This is a genomic window from Pseudomonas sp. TYF_14, assembly GCF_043105275.1.
Lineage (GTDB): Bacteria > Pseudomonadota > Gammaproteobacteria > Pseudomonadales > Pseudomonadaceae > Aquipseudomonas > Aquipseudomonas alloputida.
In genome coordinates, this window is the sequence record NZ_JBICLK010000034.1 from 98,686 (window position 1) to 121,040 (window position 22,355).

General features: G+C 61.0%; 25 protein-coding genes and 1 pseudogene. 14 read left to right on the forward strand and 12 right to left on the reverse strand.

Going from position 1 to position 22,355, the window contains the following annotated elements; all coding sequences use genetic code 11:
- Positions 1-22 precede the first annotated feature (22 nt).
- Complete coding sequence (locus ACF8O8_RS10955) at positions 23-1,006, reverse strand: DUF1852 domain-containing protein (protein ID WP_392509673.1); 984 nt, start codon at positions 1,004-1,006, stop codon at positions 23-25.
- 231 nt (positions 1,007-1,237) lie between these two features.
- Here ACF8O8_RS10955 and ACF8O8_RS10960 point away from each other — a divergent pair, with 231 nt between their 5' ends.
- Both ACF8O8_RS10960 and ACF8O8_RS10965 read left to right on the forward strand, forming a co-directional pair.
- Positions 1,238-1,738, forward strand: coding sequence for a peroxiredoxin (locus ACF8O8_RS10960; RefSeq protein WP_012052751.1), 501 nt, complete (start codon positions 1,238-1,240; stop codon positions 1,736-1,738).
- An 86-nt stretch (positions 1,739-1,824) separates the two neighbouring features.
- On the forward strand, positions 1,825-2,763 hold the full coding sequence (locus ACF8O8_RS10965) for a LysR family transcriptional regulator (RefSeq protein ID WP_010953617.1): 939 nt from the start codon (positions 1,825-1,827) through the stop codon (positions 2,761-2,763).
- On the opposite strand, the gene ACF8O8_RS10970 is transcribed toward ACF8O8_RS10965, so the two are convergent.
- Complete coding sequence (locus ACF8O8_RS10970) at positions 2,740-3,870, reverse strand: porin (RefSeq protein ID WP_010953618.1); 1,131 nt, start codon at positions 3,868-3,870, stop codon at positions 2,740-2,742. The two genes, ACF8O8_RS10965 and ACF8O8_RS10970, sit on opposite strands and share 24 nt — an antisense overlap.
- 373 nt (positions 3,871-4,243) lie before the next feature.
- Here ACF8O8_RS10970 and ACF8O8_RS10975 point away from each other — a divergent pair, with 373 nt between their 5' ends.
- From ACF8O8_RS10975 to ACF8O8_RS11025, 11 genes are all read left to right on the forward strand, one after another.
- Positions 4,244-5,545, forward strand: a complete 1,302-nt coding sequence (locus ACF8O8_RS10975; protein ID WP_049586256.1) for an MFS transporter — start codon at positions 4,244-4,246, stop codon at positions 5,543-5,545.
- A 1-nt stretch (position 5,546) separates the two neighbouring features.
- Entirely contained in the window at positions 5,547-6,731 is a 1,185-nt protein-coding gene (locus ACF8O8_RS10980; RefSeq protein WP_392509674.1) for a M20 aminoacylase family protein, read from the forward strand.
- 273 nt (positions 6,732-7,004) lie between these two features.
- Positions 7,005-7,247: a hypothetical protein gene (locus ACF8O8_RS10985; RefSeq protein ID WP_003254042.1), complete on the forward strand. Its 243-nt coding sequence runs from the start codon at positions 7,005-7,007 to the stop codon at positions 7,245-7,247.
- The gene (gene xth / locus ACF8O8_RS10990) at positions 7,244-8,041 is read left to right on the forward strand and encodes an exodeoxyribonuclease III (RefSeq protein ID WP_350297712.1); all 798 of its coding nucleotides are present in this window, start codon (positions 7,244-7,246) and stop codon (positions 8,039-8,041) included. Before ACF8O8_RS10985 ends, xth begins: the two co-directional genes overlap by 4 nt.
- A 117-nt stretch (positions 8,042-8,158) precedes the next feature.
- The gene (locus ACF8O8_RS10995) at positions 8,159-8,839 is read left to right on the forward strand and encodes a thermostable hemolysin (RefSeq protein ID WP_392509675.1); all 681 of its coding nucleotides are present in this window, start codon (positions 8,159-8,161) and stop codon (positions 8,837-8,839) included.
- Entirely contained in the window at positions 8,829-10,298 is a 1,470-nt protein-coding gene (locus ACF8O8_RS11000) for an AMP-binding protein (protein ID WP_392509676.1), read from the forward strand. Before ACF8O8_RS10995 ends, ACF8O8_RS11000 begins: the two co-directional genes overlap by 11 nt.
- Before the next feature lie 8 nt (positions 10,299-10,306).
- A complete protein-coding gene (locus ACF8O8_RS11005) occupies positions 10,307-10,987 on the forward strand; it encodes a TenA family transcriptional regulator (RefSeq protein ID WP_129932157.1) in 681 nt (226 codons plus the stop codon).
- A complete protein-coding gene (locus ACF8O8_RS11010) occupies positions 10,974-11,780 on the forward strand; it encodes an SDR family oxidoreductase (protein WP_392509677.1) in 807 nt (268 codons plus the stop codon). Before ACF8O8_RS11005 ends, ACF8O8_RS11010 begins: the two co-directional genes overlap by 14 nt.
- Positions 11,777-12,418, forward strand: a complete 642-nt coding sequence (locus ACF8O8_RS11015; protein WP_010953628.1) for a hypothetical protein — start codon at positions 11,777-11,779, stop codon at positions 12,416-12,418. Before ACF8O8_RS11010 ends, ACF8O8_RS11015 begins: the two co-directional genes overlap by 4 nt.
- 2 nt (positions 12,419-12,420) lie before the next feature.
- A complete protein-coding gene (locus ACF8O8_RS11020; protein WP_010953629.1) occupies positions 12,421-13,083 on the forward strand; it encodes a response regulator in 663 nt (220 codons plus the stop codon).
- On the forward strand, positions 13,080-14,444 hold the full coding sequence (locus tag ACF8O8_RS11025) for a sensor histidine kinase (protein ID WP_392509678.1): 1,365 nt from the start codon (positions 13,080-13,082) through the stop codon (positions 14,442-14,444). The genes ACF8O8_RS11020 and ACF8O8_RS11025 overlap by 4 nt, the downstream gene beginning before the upstream one ends.
- 12 nt (positions 14,445-14,456) lie before the next feature.
- Here the strand turns inward: ACF8O8_RS11025 and arsH are convergent, their stop codons facing one another.
- The 7 genes and pseudogenes from arsH to ACF8O8_RS11060 all read right to left on the reverse strand — a co-directional run bounded on the left by arsH (position 14,457) and on the right by ACF8O8_RS11060 (position 19,368).
- Entirely contained in the window at positions 14,457-15,158 is a 702-nt protein-coding gene (gene arsH, locus ACF8O8_RS11030; protein WP_392509679.1) for an arsenical resistance protein ArsH, read from the reverse strand.
- A 13-nt stretch (positions 15,159-15,171) separates the two neighbouring features.
- Complete coding sequence (locus tag ACF8O8_RS11035) at positions 15,172-15,642, reverse strand: arsenate reductase ArsC (RefSeq protein ID WP_392509680.1); 471 nt, start codon at positions 15,640-15,642, stop codon at positions 15,172-15,174.
- A 28-nt stretch (positions 15,643-15,670) separates the two neighbouring features.
- The gene (gene arsB, locus ACF8O8_RS11040) at positions 15,671-16,954 is read right to left on the reverse strand and encodes an arsenical efflux pump membrane protein ArsB (protein WP_010953633.1); all 1,284 of its coding nucleotides are present in this window, start codon (positions 16,952-16,954) and stop codon (positions 15,671-15,673) included.
- Positions 16,955-16,975: 21 nt separating this feature from the next.
- Positions 16,976-17,323 carry a metalloregulator ArsR/SmtB family transcription factor gene (locus ACF8O8_RS11045; protein WP_010953634.1) on the reverse strand — a complete coding sequence of 116 codons (348 nt, stop codon included), beginning with the start codon at positions 17,321-17,323 and terminating at the stop codon, positions 16,976-16,978.
- Positions 17,324-17,578: 255 nt separating this feature from the next.
- Positions 17,579-17,803: pseudogene (locus tag ACF8O8_RS11050) on the reverse strand (hypothetical protein); the annotation flags it as partial.
- A gap of 74 nt (positions 17,804-17,877) precedes the next feature.
- The gene (locus ACF8O8_RS11055; RefSeq protein WP_010953638.1) at positions 17,878-18,342 is read right to left on the reverse strand and encodes a hemerythrin domain-containing protein; all 465 of its coding nucleotides are present in this window, start codon (positions 18,340-18,342) and stop codon (positions 17,878-17,880) included.
- Between the two features lie 168 nt (positions 18,343-18,510).
- A complete protein-coding gene (locus ACF8O8_RS11060) occupies positions 18,511-19,368 on the reverse strand; it encodes a glucose 1-dehydrogenase (protein WP_010953639.1) in 858 nt (285 codons plus the stop codon).
- Positions 19,369-19,562: 194 nt separating this feature from the next.
- Here ACF8O8_RS11060 and ACF8O8_RS11065 point away from each other — a divergent pair, with 194 nt between their 5' ends.
- A complete protein-coding gene (locus ACF8O8_RS11065) occupies positions 19,563-20,087 on the forward strand; it encodes a hypothetical protein (RefSeq protein WP_010953640.1) in 525 nt (174 codons plus the stop codon).
- Positions 20,088-20,143: 56 nt separating this feature from the next.
- Here ACF8O8_RS11065 and ACF8O8_RS11070 read toward each other — a convergent pair whose 3' ends face one another.
- From ACF8O8_RS11070 to ACF8O8_RS11080, 3 genes are all read right to left on the reverse strand, one after another.
- Positions 20,144-20,683: a type 1 glutamine amidotransferase domain-containing protein gene (locus ACF8O8_RS11070; protein ID WP_049586245.1), complete on the reverse strand. Its 540-nt coding sequence runs from the start codon at positions 20,681-20,683 to the stop codon at positions 20,144-20,146.
- A gap of 92 nt (positions 20,684-20,775) precedes the next feature.
- Positions 20,776-21,468: a DUF421 domain-containing protein gene (locus tag ACF8O8_RS11075; RefSeq protein WP_010953642.1), complete on the reverse strand. Its 693-nt coding sequence runs from the start codon at positions 21,466-21,468 to the stop codon at positions 20,776-20,778.
- Between the two features lie 95 nt (positions 21,469-21,563).
- Positions 21,564-22,334 carry an SDR family NAD(P)-dependent oxidoreductase gene (locus ACF8O8_RS11080; RefSeq protein ID WP_350297717.1) on the reverse strand — a complete coding sequence of 257 codons (771 nt, stop codon included), beginning with the start codon at positions 22,332-22,334 and terminating at the stop codon, positions 21,564-21,566.
- Positions 22,335-22,355: the final 21 nt, after the last annotated feature.

Consider the following 22,355-nt stretch of genomic DNA (forward strand, 5'->3'; position numbering starts at 1 on the left):
TGTGACCTTGTGCTTTGAATGTTCAACGTGCGTATTGAGCGGACCATTGCGCCAGCGTGGCCTGGTAGGGTTTGACAAATTGCTCCTCGGCAAACTTGCCCTGCTCGATCGCCAGGCGGCTGCGCTCTTCCCGGTCGTAGACAATGCGCGTGAGCGAGTAATCCTGGTTTTGCAGGCTGGGCTGGTAGGCCTTGCCTGCGGGAGAATTGGCGTTGTAGATCTCGGGTCGGTAGATTTTCTGAAAGGTGTCCATGGTGCTGATGGTGCTGATCAGTTCAAGGTCGGTGTAGTCAGCCAGCAAGTCGCCGGCAAAATAAAACGCCAACGGGGCGACGCTGTTCGGCGGCATGAAATAGCGCACCTTCAAGCCCATTTTCTTGAAGTATTCATCCGTCAGGGAGTATTCATCCTGCTGGTACTCAACCCCTAGCACAGGGTGCTGATTTTCGGTGCGCAGGTAAGTCCTGCTGCTCGATACGCTCAGGCAGATAACCGGTGGTTTGCTGAAATGCTCCTGGTAGGTTGGCGAGTTGACGAAGCATTTGAACAGGTTGCCATGCAGCTCGCCGAAATGATCAGGTGTGCTGAAGGTCGACCGATGCTTGTTATGCTCCAGTAACAGCACACTGAAGTCGTAATCGCGCACGTACGAAGAAAAGTTGTTGCCTACCATGCCTTCGAGGCGCGTATTGTTTTGGCGGTCGACAATATGGGTTTTCAAAATCTCTATCAGCGGCAGTGCATGGCCGTGCTGCGAATTTTCAATATTCATTTCCACCGATATGATGTCCAGCTCTACGCGGTAGCGATCATGTTCGGGGTTGTCCCAGTGCGCCAGCGCATTGAAACGGTTATTGATCATCGTCAAGGTATTGCGCAGGTTTTGCTGGCGGTTTGCACCCCGTGCCAAATTGGCGAAATTGGTCGTGATGCGGGTGTTTTCGGCGGGGTGATAATGTTCGTCGAACGCAATGCGCGTGACGGTGAATGTTGGCGCTTTATTCATGGTGACGGCTTCCAGTTGCCTGAGTGTGAGCAACTCAGTGCTGGTCAGTTGCGTAGGCTGAGTCGTTCACACCGTAATCTTGATGTGTTTGATTGAGGCGTATCCTAGGCGGGGCGCTGCATGAATGATATTGAAGTTATTTCACAGGTTTTTTAGCCCTGCTCATGATGCGTTGCCTGGTCGACTGCGGCATCATGGCCGCCTGGCCCTCACCTCACCCAGGAGACAGCGATGATCAAAACCGGCGATCAACTGCCCGACGTTACCCTTTATCAATACAACAGCGACGCAGGCGCCTGCGCGATCGGCCCGATGGCCTTTTCCATTCGCGAGCGTTGCAAGCACAAGAAGGTGCTGATCTTCGCGTTGCCGGGCGCATTCACGCCGACGTGCTCTGAACGTCACGTTCCCGGTTATGTCGCGGCGGCCCCTGCATTGTTCGCGGCTGGCATTGACGAAATCCTGTGCGTCTCGGTGAACGATGCCTTTGTCATGAACGCCTGGGGCAACAGCATGCAGGTCGGGGATGCGGTCAAGATGATCGGCGATGGCAATGGCGAATTCAGCGAGGCGCTGGGGCTGACCCAGGACCTTTCGGCACGCGGTTTGGGGCGGCGCTCGCAGCGGTATGCGATGTTGGTCGACGACCAGGTAGTCCAGTACATTGCGGTTGAAAGCCCCGGCAAGTTCGAGGTCAGCGATGCGGCCAGCCTGCTGGCTGTGTTGCGCTAGCCATACCTTTCAGGCCTTGCCGACAACGGCTGTCAGGGCTGCCAGAACTCTTTTCGAACCGGCCGCTAACAACAAGGTACAAACGGTTGAAACTTCACCAACTCAGGGCGCTGGTCGCCATTCATAACGCAGGTAGCATCCTCGAAGCCTCCAAGCTCATGCACATTACTCAGCCCGCGCTGAGCCGTTCGATCAAGGAGCTGGAGCGGGAGGTGGGGTTTACCCTGTTGCAGCGGTCGCACAAAGGCATGGCCCTTACCGAGGAAGGCAAGCGTGTCATCCGCCATGCCAACCTCGTGGTAGAGAGCATACGCCGCCTGCAGATCGAAGCGGCGAGCATTCAGGATGCGGCGCTGGGCGCCGTGTCGATCGGGGTGACGTCGTTGACGGCGATGCTCGATGGCGTCGATGAAAGTATCCTGGCCTTTCGGCGCAAGTACCCGCGGGTGAAGATCACCATCACCGACCTGCGTCCCAGCCAGATCCTGCAGCGCTTGCGCGATGGCAGCCTGGACTTTGCCATTACTTCGCAGCAACCGCTGAGTCGGCTGAGCCTGGACTGGGAGGCGCTGGGCAGTATCAAGGGCAGGGTGATTTGCCACGCCTCGAATCGGCAGAAGTTCAGCCAGTCACTGCGCACCTTGCAATACGCCCCCTGGATCAGCCTGGACGAGTTGTCCGACCAGGCTTCGCAGTTTCACCAACTGTTCGAGGCCAACGGCCTTCGGGTGCCACAGAACACCGTTGAATGCACTTCAGTGATGATGGCGCTGAAGCTGTTGAAGAACACGGAATCGTTGATGACCATCAGCGAACTGGCGGTGGACCAAGGGTTTACCTACGGTATCGATTGCGAGTTCGTCGCCATGGCGGTGCAGGAGTTGATTCCGGATTACCCCATCAATCTGGTCTGCATCGACCGCCACAGCCTCACGGCGCCTGCCCAGGAGCTGTTCCACAGCTTGCGCGGGCAGGTGCTCAAGCAGACCCGCCCCGTGGGGTCAGAAGTGGTAGTACATGCCTAGTGAGACGTTGCTTGGGTTATCGCCCGCCTGATCCACCGGGGTGCCGGCGTAGGTGACCGACGAGGCGCGCTGGTTGGCGATCATGCCAAGGCGTCCATAAAGGGCCCAGCGGGGGTTGATGAAGTGGTCATAGCCGATCATCACTCCCCACGCGTCCTTGTCGCGGGCGCTGACCTGGCGTTGCATCACTGCCAGGCGCAGCACGTCCAGCTCGCCCACCGGCGCCATCATGCCGAAGGTGTACAGCGTGGTGCTGGGCGTGCCGGCCTGGTCCACGTCCTGACGTTGCCAGGTGAGGCTGGTGGCCAGCGGGCCGAAATCGTAGAACGCCGACAGGCTCTTGAAATCGTTGGCGGTCTGGCGTGAAGCGCCGCCGTCGTCCCATGGGTCGCTGTAGTAACGGTTGTAGGAGGCCAGCAACATCACCCGGCTGTTGCGGTACTGCAGCCGGGCGCCACCGCCACGCACGGTGCGCCCAGCGCTGGCGGCATCGTCGAAGCCAAAGCTCAGCGCGGTACCGAGGCTGAAGCCACTGAAGGTCGGGCTGGTGTAGGCCAGGGTGTGCTTGGGGCGCAGGTCAAGGTAAAAGGCGCCCTTGCCGGCGGCAGGCAGGGCCAGGTAGGTGTAGGGCGAGCCATAGGTGGCCAGGAACGGGTCGGCGTATGTGGGTGTGGCCATGCCGTAGGTCTTGCCGAACTCGAGCTTGCCCAGGGTGCGCGAGCGCAGGGCGACTGTCGCCAGGCGCAGGGTGCCGACGGTATCCCAGGTGCCCTCCAAGGCCTCGCCATTGAGGTTGAAACCCTCCTCGACGTCAAGCTCCACCACGGTATCGGGGTCAAGCGCCTTGCGTGCGTACAGCCCGAGCTTGTTGGTCCAGGCGCCGCCACCGGCCAGCCTGAAACCCGAGTGGTGCTGTGAGTCGTGATAGCTGGCGAATGCATCCACGGTGCCGTACACCTTGAGCGTGTCATCGAAGCCGTAATCCAGCCCGTAATAACCAAAACCCGGCGCAATCCGCGCGAGCGTCGGAAAACCCTCTGCCTGTGCCTGCGCAGCAAGGCAAGCCCCTTGGATCATCAACAGCAACGACGTAATGCGAGTGTTCATTCACGACTCCAGGCCAGCACGGTGATGTGGTGGCTTTAGCGTCGGTGAACAGAACGTTGCAGCGTGATTGCTTATTCGGTCAGGTCATGCCGTTTGGTTAATCAGGGGCTGGCGCGGCGTGTGGATTGGCGAGCGCATCCGCGTTAGACAGGCTTCGTACCCGCGCCAACGCTGCGCTACGGATGCTGATCTGTGGGCGTTATTGGGGCCGCGCGCGGAACGAGGGCGGACTGTGCGCCAGCTCAGGGCAATTTGGCCAACGATCGCGCCGGCAAATTGCTCATTGGTTATCCCTATGCCGAAACTGCAAGTGTATTGGGTGCCCGATTGGCTGATATTCGCTGCACGCCGCGATTTGCCAACGGAGACAACAATGATCAGACCGCTACCCACATCGCCGAGCCTGCAAAAAGGTGCGCACTCAGCCGCGCAGGTATCGTCCTCCCGTAAAACCTTGGTCGCCTGCTCGTTGGGCAATGCGCTCGAAATGTACGACTTCACGATCTACAGCTTCTTCGCTGTACTGATCGGCAAGCACTTCTTCCCCTCCGACTCGGCCATGGCGTCGTTGTTGATGTCGCTGGCCACCTTTGGCGTCGGTTTCCTGATGCGCCCGGTCGGGGCGATGGTCATCGGTCGCTATGCTGACCGGCATGGACGCAAGGCCGCTTTGAGCCTGACCATCGGGCTGATGACCCTGGGCACCGCGATGATTGCCTTTGCGCCCACGTATTCACAGATCGGGATTTTCGCCACCTTGCTGCTGGTGACCGGCCGGCTCATCCAGGGCATGTCGGCAGGCGGGGAGGTCGGTACCGCGTCGGTATTCCTGATGGAATCCAGTGCGGTCGGCAATCGCTGCCAGAGCGTCAGCTGGCAGGCCGCCAGCCAAGGCTATGCCGCCTTGGTGGGGGCCGGCTTTGGCCTGGCCCTCAGCCAGTTGCTCGACCCTTCCGCGCTGGAAAGCTGGGGATGGCGCATACCGTTCATCTTCGGCTTGCTGATCGGGCCGGTCGGTTGGTACATACGCACGCGGTTGCCGGAAACCCACGAGGCCGCACCGGCGAATAAGGCAGCGCAGGGGCTGGATGCCGAACTGCTCAAACGCATCGCCCAAGGCATCGGCCTGATGGCCAGCTCGACCATTGGCATGTACCTGTTCGTGTTCTACATGCCGACCTACCTGACCACCGCCTTGCATTATCCACCCGGCAGCGCGATGGCGATTGCCTGCATCAGTAGCGGTTGCATGGCCGTCATCTGCCCGTTGGCCGGCAAATTCGCCGACAAGTATCAGCTCAGAAAACGCCTGCTGGTGTGGACGGTCGCCGCGCCGGTGGTGTTGACCCTGCCCGTGTTCTATCTGCTTGGGCAAGTGCAGCACATGGGCCTGGCCATGATGGGCGTGGCGATCCTGATCTTGCCGACCTGCATCGGTGCCGGTGCGTTCTTCGCGCTGATCATGGAGGGCTTCCCGAAGGCCAGGCGCTCGTTCGGCACCTCGGTCAGCTACAGCCTGGGGGTGACCCTGTTCGGTGGTTTCTCGCCATTGGTGGCCACATGGCTGATTGCAGCGCTGGGCACGCCGTTGGCGCCAGCCTACTTCCTGCTGGCCGGCGGCGTTGTCAGCCTGGCCTGCCTCAGATACTTCCCTGAAAACAAAGGATGCGAGTGATATGGGTATTTTGCAGAGCAATCAAACACGGGGCTCAGCTGCCGAGCTGGATGAGTTCGTCATGCTGCGCCGGCAGATCCACGCTGCGCCGGAAATTGGCGGCGACACGCCGGATACGGCGGCCCTGGTAGCCGACAAGCTGCAAGCTTTGGGCTATGAAGTGCATCGCAACGTGGGTGGGCATGGTGTGGTCGGCGTGCTGAAAGTGGGGGACAGCCCGCGCAGCATCGGTTTGCGTGCAGACATGGACGCACTGCCCATGGGCGAAAAGAATGCGTTTGCGCATGCCAGCAAGATCCCTGGCCGCATGCATGCCTGTGGCCATGACGGGCATACCGCGATCCTGCTGGCAGCCGCTGCGCAACTGGCGGCTACACGCCAGTTCAACGGGACGTTGAACGTGATATTCCAGCCCGACGAGGAAGGCCTGGCGGGGGCCAAGGCGATGATCGACGACGGCCTGTTCGAGCGCTTCCCGTGCGACTCGGTGTATGCGCTGCATAACATGCCCGGCCTGCCGGTGGGCACGTGCGTGGTGCAGGCGGGGCCCACCATGGCGTCTTCCGAACGTGTCAGCATTCGGATTACCGGCAAAGGCGGGCACGGTGCGATGCCGGAACTGTCGGTAGACCCGGTGATGGCGTTGAACAGCCTGATCAGTGGCATCCAGACCATCAAGTCGCGCAATCTGAGCGTCGAGGACTACGCCGTGATCAGCATCGGCATGATCCAGGCCGGCACCGTCTACAACATCATCCCTGACGAGGCCTGCATGTTGCTGAGCGTGCGCACCGACACGGCCCAGACCCAGCAGAAGATCAACAGCCGCATTGACGCCCTGGCCAAGGGGCACGCAGAAAGCTATGGCGTGGAGATCGATGTGCAATTCACCCAACTGGCGCCCGCCTTGTGCAACAGCGATCACGAAAGCGCGTTGCTGCGTGACAGCCTGAGGCCGTTGTTCGCCGACGGCGCGCTGCTGGACAAGATGCCCAAGAAGGTCATGGGCACCGAAGACTTTGCCTACATGTTGCAGGCGCGGCCTGGCTGTTACTTCATGCTGGGCAATGGCACGGGCGAGTTCCATGGTTGCTCGGTGCATAACCCTCACTACGATTTCAATGATGCGTTGGTGAAGATTGGCGCTGATTGTTGGGTGAAGTGGGTTCAGGACTATCTGCGTTGACCCTGCGTCATCTGCGCTGGAATGGTCTACGCTCTCAGCCGAAGCGCGTCGTGACAGGCTTCATCCCGTTATCGTCGCTCTGGCGATTCACATCGACGGACCAGGCTCGGTCCAAAGAGGGTGCTGCAATGGCGACTATCGCAAGAGGGCAGCCGGTGCGGACAAGCTGGAGAGCGACATGGCACGGTATCCCCATTACTTTCAGTGACGCCTGATTGAACGTCGAGCTGTGCCCGGGTTCTGACAAGCAAAGGGTACAGCGAGGACGCTTTCATGAGCATCGAACGCAACATTCCCGAGCTTGAGGCCTGGTACGCCCAGTACGACGACATCAGTTACCGGCGCGCGTCACCGGATGCCTACCACCATGAACTGCTTCGCACAGCCGAGGCCCTGCGCGACGACGGTGCCATCGACTGGGACGACTGGTTGGCGCTCAAGGCGCTGGCCGATGAGGCGCATATCCGCGCGCTGGAAGATGCCGTGCAGGCCCATGTGAGCGACCCGGACGCATGAAAGCGCTGAAGATTGCCACCTTCAACATCAATGGCATCCGCAGCCGTTTGCCGGCGCTGCTGGCCTGGCTGGAGCGGGAGCAGCCCGACATTGCCTGCCTGCAGGAGCTGAAGGCGGCCGATCAGCAATTCCCTCGCGCGGAGCTGGAGGCAGCAGGCTATGGCAGCCTTCATCATGGGCAACCGTCATGGAACGGCGTGGCCATTCTGGTGCGGGGCAGTGATCCGCTCGAGGTTCGCCGCGGCTTGCCCGGCCTGGAAGAGGACAGCCAGAGTCGCTATCTGGAAGCTGCGGCACACGGGGTGTTGGTCGCTTGTCTCTACCTGCCGAACGGCAACCCGCAGCCCGGGCCCAAGTTCGATTACAAGCTGCACTGGTTCGAATGCCTGATCCAGCATGCGCGCAGCCTCCAGGAAAGTGGCCACCCCACGCTGCTGGCAGGGGATTTCAATGTCGTGCCCACCGACATGGACATCTATAACCCGCGTTCCTGGCTGAAGGACGCACTGCTGCAGCCTGAGTCGCGAGCGTGTTACCAACGACTGCTTGACCAGGGCTGGCTCGATGCCATACGCCATCTGTACCCGGACGAGCGTGTCTACACCTTCTGGGACTATTTCCGTAACCACTGGGCCCGCAATGCCGGGTTGCGAATCGATCACCTGTTGCTCAATCGCGAGCTTGCGCCTTATCTGAAACGGGCGGGTGTCGATGCATGGGTGCGCAACCAGGCCAAGGCCAGCGACCATGCGCCCGTCTGGATCGAGCTGGGTACGCGTCGTGCTCGGTCATAGTCAGTTCAGCACATGAACGAGCGCCGGGCTGAGGCGCTCCGACAGTAGCCGACTTCAGATTGCATTCAGATTCGGCCCCGATAATTCCCTCCGTCGCACCTAGGCGGGGGAAACTTCATGACTCAGTCTCATCAATGGCACAGTTTGCTTCCGTTACCCATCGGTAGCCATGCCGATCATCAGGCGCATCTTTCTCTTCACCTTAGCGGCGATCATGGGCGAGGCGAGCTGGAGCACTTCATACACGAGCGCTTTGCCAGTGTGCACCAGGCGGATGTGCAGCATTACCTGCCGGAGCTGCTTGCCTTGCAGGGTAGCCACGGTCGCCTGATCGCGGCGGCAGGCATGCGGCCGGCCAGCGAAGGGCCGCTCTTTCTTGAGCGGTACCTGGACGAGCCTCTGGAATCCGCTGTTTCACGGGTAACCGGTGCCTCACCGGATCGCAACTGCATGGTAGAAGTAGGCAACCTGGCCTCGCTCAGCGCCGGTAGCGCTCGAATAATGATCATCGCCGTGACGTGGTTGCTGGCCATGCGAGGTCTGGAGTGGGTCGCATTCACGGGCGCCGCGACACTGTTCAACAGTTTCCGGCGACTGGGGCTGGTGCCCACCGTTCTGGCCTCAGCGGATCCTGCGCGCTTGCAGGGCCAAGTGGACCAATGGGGGACCTACTACGACCAGCGACCCCAGCTATTTGCCGGCAACATAGGCGTTGGCTTCGATGCCCTGAAGCAGGCGGGCATGTTCGAGCGGCTTGGGTTTCCCATGTTAGCCCTGGAGACCGGCCATGCGGCATGAACTGACAGCCTTTCAGGCACTGTTGCGCCAGCACGCCGTGGAGCATCCTGACGCCGTGGCCGTTCAGGGCGATGCGCAGCGTTACACCTACCGGCAACTGCTCAACGAAGTCGAATCCCGTGCGAGCTGCTTGCGCAGCCAACCACCGGGAACCTTCGCCGTGGTGCTGGATAACGGGCCCGAAGCGCTATTCTGGGATTTGGCGGCGCTGTTCGCCGAACGCGCCAGTGTGACAGTGCCGCCGTTTTTCAGCGCGACCCAGTTCCAGCACTGCTTGCAGCAAAGCGGAGTGACGGCGGTCGTGTGTGAGGCGCAGTGGGCCGAACAGCTCATTGCGCTTGGCTTTGCCCGGCAGGCGCCAGCTGGCGTGTGGCAGCGTGACAGTTTTGTCGCCCCGGCGCTGCCCGAGGGCACTGCCAAGATCACTTATACCTCCGGTAGCACCGGCACGCCCAAAGGCGTGTGCCTGAGCGCTGAAGCCCTGCTGCGTGTGGCGCATGAGCTGGAGGCCGCCAGCCGCCCAACCGCGCCGCAGCGATATCTGGCGGTACTGCCACTGGGCGTTTTGCTGGAAAACCTGGGCGTCTACGCCGCGCTCATGGCTGGCGCTTGTGTGCAGCTCTATCCGCAGCAGCAGTTGGGGATGGGAGGGGCAAGCCAGGTCGATTTCAAGCGCCTGTTGGGCGCAATCGCCCTCAGTGGTGCTCAGAGCCTGATCCTTGTGCCGCAGCTGCTGATGGGGTTGGTGACAGCGATCGAGCGCGGGCTGATGCGGGTCGGCCCACTGCGTTTGGTGGCGGTAGGCGGGGCTCGGGTATCGCCAAGCCTGCTCGCGCGGGCCGAGGCAGTCGGTTTGCCGGTGTTCGAAGGTTACGGCTTGTCCGAGTGCGCCTCGGTAGTGGCGCTCAACCGCACAGGGGCTGTGCGCCCTGGGAGCGTCGGCAAGCCATTGCCGCATGTGCAGGTGCGCATCGCCGAGGATGGCGAAGTCCTGGTGGCCGGCTCGACATTGCTGGGCTACCTGGGAGAGCCGCCTGTAACCGGGCAGTGGTGGGCAACAGGCGATGTAGGCCACCTCGATGAGGATGGCTACCTCTACCTGGATGGCCGCAAGAAGCATCAGTTCATTACCAGCTTCGGGCGCAACGTCAACCCGGAGTGGGTAGAAGCCGAGCTGAGCCAAAGTGGTGTGATCGCCCAGGCTTTCGTGCATGGCGAAGCCTTGCCACGCAACCTTGCCTTGCTCTGGCCGCTGGATCCCGGCATCAGCGACGAGGCCATCGAACAGGCCGTACAGCAATGCAACGCGCGATTGCCCGATTACGCCAGGGTGCACGCCTGGCGCCGCTTGCCAGTGCCTCTGAGCACGCTTGACGAAACCCTGACTGCCAATGGCCGCCCGCGACGTGAGGCGATCTTGCAGCGTTACCACACCCTGTTGTCCGACATCTCGTTGTGAGGTTCACAATGTCCTTTTTCGACACCCTGCAAGTACAAACCGCCCAAGAGCGTCAGGCGCTGTTCGCCGTACCGGTGATCCGCGAAGCGCTGGCCGGCCAGGTCAGCCTGGACAGCTACGTCGCCTTCCTGACCCAGGCCTATTACCACGTGCGCCATACCGTGCCGCTGATGATGGCCTGTGGGGCACGATTGCCGCTGCGGCTGGAGTGGCTGCGCGGTGCGGTCTGCGAATACATTGAAGAGGAATATGGCCACGAGCAGTGGATCCTCAACGACATCAGAGCGTGCGGTGGTGACTGGGAGGCCGTGCGCGATGGCCAGCCGGTGCAATCCATCGAGCTGATGGTCGCCTACCTGTACGACCTGATCGCCCGTGGCAACCCGGTCGGGTTGTTCGGCATGGTCAACGTGCTCGAAGGCACCAGCATCGCCCTGGCCACCCAGGCGGCAGGCGTTATCCAGAACACATTGGCACTGCCTGACCAGGCGTTCAGCTACCTCAGCTCGCACGGTGCGCTCGACCAGGAGCATATGGTGACCTACAAACAGTTGATGGATCGCCTCGACGATGCCGGTGACCAGCAGGCCGTTCTCCACGCGGCCAAGGTCGTCTACCGCTTGTACACCGAGATGTTCCAGGGCCTCCCGCGTGCCGGGCAGCAAGAGGTGCACCATGCGTTTGGCTGAGTCCGTGGTGATCCTCACCGGCGCCAGTGGGGGCATAGGCCTGGAATTGGCTGAACAGCTCTGCGCTGCCGGTGCCCAGGTGTTGGCCGTCAGTCGGCATATGGGCAAGCTGGCTGGCCTGATGAATCGGTACCCTGATCGTCTGCGCTGGCAGGAAGCCGACCTGCGCAGCCCGTCAGGGCGCGAACATGTCATCGAGCGGGCACGCGAGATGGGGGCTGTGAATGTGCTGATCAACGCTGCTGGCGTGAATCGCTTCGCTCTGCTCGACCAGCTGGATGAGTATGCGCTGGACGAGCTATTGGACATCAACCTGAAGGCTCCCCTGCAACTGACCCGGGCCTGCCTGCCGTTGCTGCGCGCTCAGCCCAAGGCGTTGGTGGTCAATGTCGGGTCGACCTATGGCTCGATCGGCTACCCCGGCTACGCCACCTACTGCGCCAGCAAGTTTGCGTTGCGTGGTTTTTCGCAAGCGCTGCGCCGCGAGTTGGCCGACACCACGGTGAACGTGCTGTATGCCGCCCCCCGGGCGACCCGCACAACGATGAACAGCAGCGCTGCGACTGCGCTTAATCAAGCGCTGAAAGTTGGTATGGACGACCCGGCGGACGTCGCCCGTGCTGTGCTCCAGGCGGTGCAATCCGAGCGCACCGAGCTTTACCTGGGGTGGCCGGAAAAGCTCTTCGTGCGTATCAACGGCATGTTGCCGGGCATGGTCGATCGCGCTCTACGCAAGCAACTGCCAGTCATTCGCCGCTATATCGGCAGCCATTCCAAGGAGTCGAACAAATGAAGCGTCTGTTCATTGCCAGCTTGCTGGCATTTGCACCCTTCACCTGGGCATTGGACCAGGCAGGCAGCCAGCGCCTGAGTGATCTGCAGCAGCGCTGGGCGCAGATTCAGTACCAAATGCCCAAGGATAAGCGTGCCGACGCCTTCGAAAAGCTGGCAGGCGATGCTGCAACGTTTGTTCGTCAGTATCCCGGCACACCTGAACCCTTGATCTGGGAGGGCATCATCAACAGCAGTTGGGCGGGGGCGACGGGTGGCCTCGGTGCACTGGGCAAGGTCAAGGCGGCGAAAGCTAGCCTGGAGCAGGCCATGAAATTGGACCCCGCCGCCCTGCAAGGTTCGGCTTACACCAGCCTGGGCACGCTGTATGACCAGGTGCCAGGCTGGCCTATCGGTTTCGGTGATGCCGAGATGGCCGACAAGATGCTGCGCAAAGCCTTGCAGATCAACCCCAACGGTATCGACAGCAACTATTTCTGGGCCGATCATCTGTATCGGCAGAAGCGCTACCCTGAAGCTACCGCCGCCCTGCAGAAAGCCTTGCAGGCACCGCCCCGGCCGGGGCGTGAGTTGGCTGACCAGGGCCGGCGTGCCGATATCGATGCTTTACTCAAGACCATCAAGGACAAACAGGACTGAACATGCGGCTGTTGCTGGTTGAGGATGACATCGCACTGGGGGAAGGGATCTGCGACGGCTTGCGCCAGGAGGGTTACACCCTTGACTGGTTGCGGGACGGTGTCAGTGGCTTGCATGCGTTGCAGCACGAGACCTTCGACCTGGTGATCCTGGATCTTGGATTGCCCCGCATGGATGGCCTCGAGCTACTCAGGCGATTACGCGCCGGCGGCGACAGCTTGCCGGTGCTGATCCTCACCGCGCGGGATGCCCTCGATGATCGCATTGCCGGCCTGGATGCCGGCGCCGATGATTACCTGGTCAAGCCTTTTGACCTCAATGAGCTCAAGGCACGCCTGCGCGCCTTGCTGCGGCGCAGCGTCGGGCGCGCCAAGGTGCTGATCGAGCATGCCGGGGTCAGCCTGGACCCGACCACCCAGCAAGTGCAATACAACGGCGTCGAGGTTGTGCTCACCCCCAAAGAGTATGTGCTGTTGCATGAGTTGCTGGCACAGCCGGGCAAGGTATTCACACGTGAGCGCCTGACTCAACTGCTGTATGGCTGGGATGAAGAGCCGGAGAGCAACACCCTGGAGGTGAACATCTACCATTTGCGCAAGAAGCTGTTCAACGGCCTGATTCGCACGGTGCGCGGCATTGGCTATCTGGTCGAGGTCAAGGCATGACCTCGCTTCGCCAGCGCACGCTGTGGCGCGTGATGCTCTTGCTGCTACTCGGTACCGGCTTGCTCGCGCTCTATAACTACCACGACAGCAGCCACGAAATTAACGAGGTGTATGACGCGCACCTGGCCCAGAACGCGCGTTTGCTGCAAGGCGTCATGAGCATGCCGGTACAAGAGGGCTCGCGTGAGGCGCTGTATCAGGCCTTCAACGATGCCTTGGGCAAAGCGGGGCGGCATCAGGTGGGGCACCCTTACGAAAGCAAGCTGGCATTCCAGGTCTGGGGTGAAGGCATGGCGTTGCTGGTGCATACACCCAGTGCGCCACCCATCGACCCACCACCCACTGCTCCAGGGTTCTACGACTTTTCCAGTGGCGGTGAACAATGGCGCGGTTTCGTTTTGCCGGTGCCGGAAAAACACTGGCTTATCTGGGTGGGGGAGCGTGATGATGTGCGCTACGACCTGATCGACCGCATCGTTCGCCACACGCTGTTCCCGTTCCTGCTTGGCAGCCTGGCGTTGGCACTGCTGGTGTGGGCTGCGATCGGCTGGGGGCTGCGGCCACTGCAGAACATGGCCAATGTCATCCGCAGGCGTCATGCAGATTCGCTGGAGCCGCTGCAACTGGTACCGCTTCCCACTGAACTGGAGCCCATGCAGGCGGCCATCAATCGCTTGCTGGCGCAGATCGACGATCTGCTGCGGCGTGAACATCGCTTCATTGCCGATGCTGCCCACGAAATGCGTACGCCTCTGGCCGTATTGCGCCTGCACGCGCAGAACGCGCTGGCCGCCAGCAATGATGCCGAGCGCCAGAAAGCCCTGGGCTTTCTTGTGGGCGGGGTCGATCGGCTGACACGGGTGGTCAACCAGTTGCTGACCTTGGCCCGCGTCGAGCCAAGACTGGGGCAGCGAGCCAGCACCCGGATCGACCTGGCCGAGGTCGTCACCGAAACCCTGGCTGAACTGACCCCATGGATACTGGACCGTGGCCTGGAACCCTCGCTGGACATCGACGAAGGGGACCACCACCTGCAGATCGACGCCGGCGCGCTGGGCATTGCGCTACAGAACCTGGTGTCCAACGCGGTAGAACACTCACCGCCTGGGGGGCGCATCGCCGTGTTACTGCGGCGCCTGGACAGCAGCATAGAACTGGTCGTCGAGGATGAAGGGACGGGTATCGATGAGGAGAGCCTGTCCCGTGTATTCGAGCGCTTTTACAGCCGAAACAGCCCAAATGGTGCTGGCCTCGGGCTGTCCATCGTCGCGACCATCATCGACCGTATGGGGGGGCAGGTACGCCTTGAAAACAGAGCGGGCAGCGGGCTGGCCGCTACCTTGTCGTTTCCACTGTCTTGAATCACCTTTGCTTCAGATGGATCGCTGATTGACCCGCTCAGACAGCTGCTCGGCGCTTTCCTTGCGCTCTGAATAGCGATCGACCAGGAATGCCTGGCGGTCGCGCAGCAGCACGGTAAACTTCACCAGCTCCTCCATGACATCAACCAGGCGATCGTAGTACGGCGATGGCTTCATCCGCCCGGTGTCGTCGAACTCCAGATAAGCCTTGGGTACCGAAGACTGGTTCGGGATGGTGAACATCCGCATCCAGCGGCCCAGCACGCGCAACTGGTTGACCACGTTGAACGACTGCGAGCCGCCGCACACCTGCATCACGGCCAGGGTCTTGCCTTGGGTGGGGCGCAATGCCCCCAGCGCCAAGGGAATCCAGTCGATCTGTGCCTTGAACACCGCCGACATCGCCCCATGGCGCTCTGGCGAGCACCACACCTGGCCTTCTGACCATTGCACCAGTTCACGCAGCTCCTGCACCTTGGGATGCTCTACGGGTACATCGTCAGGCAGCGGCAGGCCCGACGGGTCGAAGGTGCGGGTTTCGGCACCGAAGTGCTCCAGGAGGCGCGCGGCTTCTTCTACCAGCAAGCGACTGAAGGAGCGTTCTCGGGTAGACCCGTACAGCAGCAGGATGCGAGGTTTGTGTTCGCAGGTCGGGGTTGCCGAAGGCGGCAGGTCGAACAGCGTGAGGTCGAGGTTAGGCAGTTGCTCGGACATGTTTTCTTCCTGTTCAAAGCGAGCCGATGCGATCCAGCGCGTGCTTGAGCTGCTCGCGGTCGAGGTGATCGAGCGGCAGCGCGAAGAAGGCCTGGCAGCGAGACTCGATGCGGGCCAGTGTGGCCCGGAAAGCCGCATCGACCGTAGCTTCGTCACCCACGACATCGGAGGGGTCTTCCAGCCCCCAATGCGACTTCAACGCAGGGCCGAAATACACCGGGCAGGCTTCGCCCGCTGCCTTGTCGCAGACGGTGATGACGATGTCGGGTGGGTTGCCCTCGAACGCATCGTTGCCTTTGCTGCTCAAGCCCTCGGTCGAGATATTGGCCTGCTGCAACGTGCTCAGGCTGCGTGGCAGCACCTGGCCCTTGGGAAAACTGCCAGCGCTGACTGCCTCGAAACCGGGCGGTGCCAGGTGGTTGAACATTGCTTCGGAAAGGATGCTGCGGCAGCTGTTGGCCGTGCACATGAACAGGACTCGCATGGAGGGCTCCTCCGCTGGGGGGCGAACGTCAGAGGCTCAGGCGCAGTGCCAGAGCAGAAAGGGTGATCAGCAGAACCGGTACCGTGAGCAGCAGGCCGACCTTGAAGTAGTAACCCCAGGTGATGCGCACGCCTTTACGCGCCAGCACATGCAGCCAAAGCAGCGTGGCGAGGCTGCCGATCGGGGTGATCTTCGGTCCGAGGTCGCAACCGATGACGTTGGCGTAGATCATCGCCTCACGTACCAGGCCCTCTGCACCGCTGGCCTGGATCGACAATGCGCCGATCAGCACGCTGGGCATGTTGTTCATGACTGAGGACAGCAGGGCGGAAATCAACCCGGTGCCAATGGCCGCGCTCCACAGGCCCTGCTCGGCAAGCGTGTCCAGCAGGTGGGTGAGCATGTCGGTAAGGCCGGCGTTCTTCAGGCCGTACACCACCAGATACATGCCCAGCGAAAATATCACCACCTGCCACGGCGCTTCCCGCAGCACGCGACGGGTTGAGATGCGGTGACCGCGAGCGGCCACGGCAAAGAGGATTGCGGCGCAGACGGCGGCCACCGCACTGATCGGGATGCCCAGAGGTTCCAGTGCGAACAGGCCTGCAAGCAGCACCAGCAGCACCCACCCACCGACTTTGAAGGTGGCGTGGTCATGAATTGCCTCGCTCGGCGCCTTCAGCGCATCGAGCGCGTACTGCTTGGGGATATCACGACGGAAGTACAGGAATAGCACCAGCAGGGTGGCCGCCACGCTGGCGATGTTCACCGGCACCATCACCGATGCGTATTCGGCGAAGCCCAGGCCGAAGTAGTCGGCCGAGACGATGTTGACCAGGTTGGAGACCACCAGCGGCAGGCTTGCCGTGTCGGCAATGAAGCCTGCTGCCATGACAAAGGCCAGTGTCGCTGCAGGTGAGAAGCGCAGCGCGAGCAGCATCGACATGACGATGGGGGTGAGGATCAGCGCCGCACCGTCGTTGGCGAACAGCGCCGATACAGCGGCGCCGAGCAGTACGCAGAAGGCGAACAGGCGGTGGCCGCTGCCGTTTGCCCAGCGTGCCACATGCAATGCGGCCCATTCGAAGAAACCCGCCTCATCCAGCAGCAAGCTGATGATGATGACCGCGATGAACGTGGCGGTGGCGTTCCAGACAATGGCCCATACGGCAGGGATGTCATGCAGGGAAACTACGCCTGTAGCCAGGGCGATGATGGCGCCTAGCGCGGCGCTCCAGCCAACACCGAGCCCCTTGGGCTGCCAGATGACCAGTATGAGGGTGAACACGAAGACAGCAATGGCGGGCAGCATGAAAATCTCGCTTGGTGATGATCAGCAGCAGACGGAATCACGCACGGGGCGACCGTCCATGTTCTTCAGCCGAAGGGCATTGTCAGCCAGCCATTGCGAATTGGCCTGCAAGGTGACCTGCAGCATTTCGTGAACCCAGGAAGGCAGCTCCGGATTCAGGCGGTAATACACCCACTGGCCCTGACGGCGATCCAGCAGCATGCCATTGCTGCGCAGTTGTGCCAGATGGCGACTGATCTTGGGTTGGCTGTCGTTGAGCGCGCACATCAGCTCGCAGACGCACAGTTCGCCCAGGCTGGCGATAAGCAGAGTGGCGCGAGCGCGGGTTTCGTCAGAGAGGCTTTTGAAGACATCGGGCGGTGTGATCATGGGGGTGCCTGTACATACGGAAAACCGAATATACGTATTTCCATATGTGCTAGCAAGCCTTCCTGGGCTTGTGCGCTTGCAGGTGGCGCACCTGAGCACTCGGCAGTTCACCCGTGTATTCGGTGGTTCCATCATGGATAACGCTCAGGAGGGGTTTTCGGGTTGACCTCGGGAAGTGCTCGTCAGCAGGTGATAAGGCGTAGCATCAGCGCCGCCCTGAACCTTCTCTGAAGGCGCTTTCCTTGAAGCGCGTTTATTCTTGCGCCACCCCCTCAGGTTCATCAGGCACAACACAAGCTGCAGCACAATCAAAGCCCAGGCCTGGGCATGCCACCCCCAGACTGACCACAGTATGTTGCTGGCGATAAAACAGCAGAAGCCCACCATGCGCCGTCCTGGACGGTGCGACCCGATACACCAGGCTGCCACCACCGTGACCAGCATGGCCGGCCACTCCAGCAAGTCGATCCAGCTCTCCATCGAAGCGAGTCCCAAACATTAATCCCTGGCGTCAGGCCGGGCCGGTCGTGCCCGACCCGGCTGGCGCCTTTGATTCAAGCGGCCCGTTGCTCACCCTTGAGCAGTTTTTTCTGGGCTTGCATGGCGAGCCCCAGCTCGTCCAGTTGGTCTTTGCCGAGGAGCTTTTTCGCGGTGGGGAAGAGCTCTTCCTCCTCTTCTTCGATGTGATGCTCAAGCAGCTCCTTCATCACCTTGACCCGACCGGCGAACTCAAGCGTGCCTGGTTGCGTATGAAGCAGATCAGGCAGCACCAGGGCGTCGACAGTCCGGTGTTCTTCCTTGGCTTCGTAATACATCTTGGCTTCCTCTTTACCACCGGCTTGCTTGATCGCCGGGTAGAGGATGTCCTCCTCCAGAGCGGTATGGATTTGCAGTTCCTGCTCAATGCGTTGCAGCAGTTCGGCGCGTTTCTTCACGGCACGCTCTGTGGTCGCACAGAGCTCTTCCAGCAGCTTCTTGACTAATTTATGGTCTTGAACCAGCAGGTCGATAGCATTCATGGTGTCACCTCGTCGCGGGCGAATGAAAAATGGCTTGCATGAGGTTGAGTAGCAGTGGGCGGCAGGGTTCAACGCTAATGACGTCTGGTAGGGCACGCGTCAAGCCCAGGCTCTATACCGCTCTGCCAGAGGCGCCGAGGCCCGCGTCAGCAGGCCTCCGCAGCACGATCACAGAATAGGTTTGCCTCCCGTCACGGCGTAACGCGAACCCGAGATGTAGCTGGCTTCATCGGACCCCAGCAAGACATAGATTGGCGCCACCTCCACAGGTTGACCCGGCCGTCCCATCGGGTAACCGGAACCGAAGTTTCTCACCGCCTCATCAGGCATGGTGGCCGGGATCAGCGGGGTCCAGATCGGGCCGGGTGCGACGCTGTTGACGCGAATGCCCTGCTTGCCCAGCAGTTGCGCAAGGCCTGCAGTGAAATTGGCAATAGCCCCTTTGGTCGCGGCATAGGCCAACAGGCTGGGTGACGGGTCGTCAGAGTTGACCGAACTGGTGTTGATGATCGAACCGCCCTTTGGCATCGAGGGCAAAGCGCGCTGGCAAATGCGGAAAATGGCGGTGATGTTGGTATCGAAGGTCTTCACCCATTCATCGTCATCAATGTCGTCCAGGCTTTCATGGGCCATCTGGAACGCGGCGTTGTTGACCAGGATATCGATGCGACCAAACTGCGCCACGGTCTTGTCGACGATGTCGTGGCAGTGCTGTTTCTGTGCCAGGTCGCCGGGCAGCAGCAGGCACTGGCGGCCAGCCGCTTTGACCCAGCGCGCGGTTTCCTGCGCATCGTCGTGTTCATTCAGATAGGCAATGGCAACGTCAGCGCCTTCTCGGGCATAGGCAATCGCCACCGCACGCCCGATGCCGCTGTCAGCACCGGTTATCAAGGCGATCTTGCCTGCGAGGCGATTGTTGCCGGTGTAGCTCTGCTCACCGCAGTCCGGATACGGATCCATCTTGCGCTGGGAACCGGGAACGCTTTGCGGTTGGGATGGGAATGGAGGGGTAGGGTAGTCGCTCATGCTGGAAGCTCCTGCAGGGTTGGAACGCTTATTCCCGTTCGAAAGGCGCGCCAGGCCAGTGTTGAAGTGGATCTTCGTGCTGAGCGACGAGCGGTTGATGCACCCATTCCCAGTGAATTTTTACCCTCCGCCTAGCTCTACCGCTGACGGGGCTTGCTGGCATGGGTGAGGCCCACGTCATCAAGGAGTCTGCAGTGCCTCGAATCATCACGCCTTCCACGCCGGAACATGAGATCGATCAGACGAACGAGAGGATGTTCGGTACGCCCAAGGAGCGGCTGGATTTCTATCGACGCGAAATTCAGTATGAGACCACCATCCTGGCCAACCGTACCGACGCTTATCTTGCGGCCCAGTCGTTCCTGGTGATCGCCTACGTGTCATCGATGGGTAACCTTAACCAAAGCTGGGGCGAAATGTTCACCCTGATGGTCCCGGCTTTTCTCGCACTGCTCGGCGTGCTCAGTACACTGAATGCCTGGCCTGGCATCCGCGCGGCCTTCCGGATTATCGAGCACTGGCAGATGAAGCAGAGCCACTTGCTGCGCAGCGAACCGCTGATGGGGCTGGCCTATGACGAGTCGCCGCTGTTCTGCGAGGCTGAAACCTCTCAGGCGGGGCACCGCAAATCGCTGCTGTTTTCCTTGCGCACGCCCTGGATTTTCCTGTGCTTCTGGGTGTTGCTGGGCAGTTATTCGGTTTTCATCCAGCTGGCGTGATCAGTGCGTGCTGGTCGGCATCATGGGCGACCAGCACGCACTGAGCAGTAGCAGGTTCAGTCTGCCAGTGCCTTGATCAACTGCTCATTGAAGGCGGGGATATCGTCCGGCTGGCGGCTGGTGATGAGGTTGCCATCGACCACCACTTGTTCATCCACCCACGTACCGCCCGCGTTGCGAATGTCATCTTGCAAGGTCTTGTAGCTGGTCATTCGTTTGCCTTTGGCCAACCCGCTCGATATCAGCAGCCACGCGCCGTGGCAGATAACCGCCAGCGGCCTGCCGGCCGCATCATGGCTTTTTACCAGTTTCTGCGCACCGGGGATCAAGCGAATCGTGTCGGAGTTCTGCACACCGCCGGGCAGCACCAAGGCGTCGTAGAGGTCAAGCTGCGCACTGTCGAAAGTCGCATCCACGCTGAACGCGTCGGCGGGTTTGTCATGGTTCCAGCCACGTACCGTGCCTTCTTTCTCGCTCAGGATATCGACCACCGCGCCGCTGTTTTCCAAGGCTTCACGCGGGCCGGTCAGTTCCACCTGTTCAAAGCCATCGGTGACCAGAAAGGCCACGCGCTTGCCGTTCAATTGTGCACTCATCATTTTCTCCTCGTGCTGATAGGCCTTTCATAAGGGCCTGCAAACAGCGAGCAAAGTTCCTGCTCGATGCCTGGCGGTATGGGGAGAACCTGCTAACGGTTGCGCACGGTATCCAATGCAGGCGACCAGACCGTATGACCGCAACGTGAACACGCCAGGGTGTCATGAGGCTCATGGTAGGCCGGGAAACCACAGCTCACGCAGCAATGCACCCCGGCGCCGGGCGGCGATGTGTACTCCGGGCGATGCTCGACCGGCAGCACTGACAGGCCTGGGCGTGTGTCTTGCTGATCGTAGAAATACAAACTGAGATCGCCATCGGTTTCCAGAAGGCCCAGTCGAACCTGGCCCAGGTGCTCGACACCTTGCTGGCGTAGCTCCATGAACAGCTCATTCGGTGAAATGTTCATGTGACGCAGCGAATGGATTTCGTACATGCCATCTTTCACTACCGTGACCGGCAGCCCGTCGATCCAGGCCTCGCAGGTTCTGTTTCGCCTCATGAGGTAGACCGTTCCTCGGTAAAGCATGAACAGCGTGAGGAAAACCAAGGCCACCGGAAGCAGCGGTACGTCCTCGTAAAAGGTCACATCGCCGGCAGCTGAGCCCAGGGTGAGAATGACCACGAGCTCGAACCGGGACAGCTGTCTGATCCCGCGCCGGCCACTGAATTTCAGAAAGAAGAACACGGCCAGGAAGGCCGCTGAAACACGCACAGCAACTTCCAGCAGAAAGGTAAAAGGGAAGTCGCCTATCAGCATCCGTTGCAGATCAAACGAAACCATTCGTTCCACCCTTCCTTCTGCCGTTGTCAGATAAAGGGTTGACCGTTTTCGCTCAAGGCTGGTTCATCGACTTGGCCTGCAACTCTCCGCGCGCGTCACCAGGGAATCGGCGTGCCATCCCACGCCCAGAACGTTCCGCTCTGCGCCGGGCCGTGACGGCTCACAAGTGCCAGGATGCAGGTGGCGGCAAACGCGGGCGAGAACAGTTTGCCCGGCGGCACATTGCCCTGAAAGGGTCGGGAAAGCTGGGTGTCGGTGGTGCCGGGATGCAATGCAAGTACCGTTGACGCGGGGTTCAGTCGCTTCAGCTCGACGCTTGCAGTGCGCAGAAGCTGGTTGAGCGCGGCTTTGCTGGCACGGTAGCTGTACCAGCCCCCCAGGTGATTGTCGCCGATCGACCCGACCCGCGCCGACAAGGCGACGAAGGCCATCGGGTGCCGACGCAGCAGCGGCAGCAAATGCTTGAGCAGCAGAACAGGGGCGAAACAGTTGGTTGTGAAACTGCTCAGCAACCCCGCCATATCAAGCTGGGTCAGCGCCTTTTCAGCCCGTGCCGGGCCTTCTTGCAGCACGCCAAGCGTGCTGAAGACCAGGTTCAGCTGGTCGCAGCAGGCGCCCACCTGTGCTGCCAGAGTGTGCAGTGCCTGCTCGGACCGGGCGTCGCAGTCCAGGCGAACCAACCGTCGCCCGTGCTCTGTGAACAAGGTATCCAGCGCAGGGCTGGTGGTGGCGCGTCGCGAAACGGCGAACACCAGCCCGATGTCATCGCGCGCCAGCAACTGCGTGCACAATGCCAGGCCAATCCCTTGGCTGGCCCCGCAGACCAGCACGTTGGCGGGTGTGTGAAGGTCGTTGATCAGGCTCATCGGCGTGTCCTCTTGGCTGGG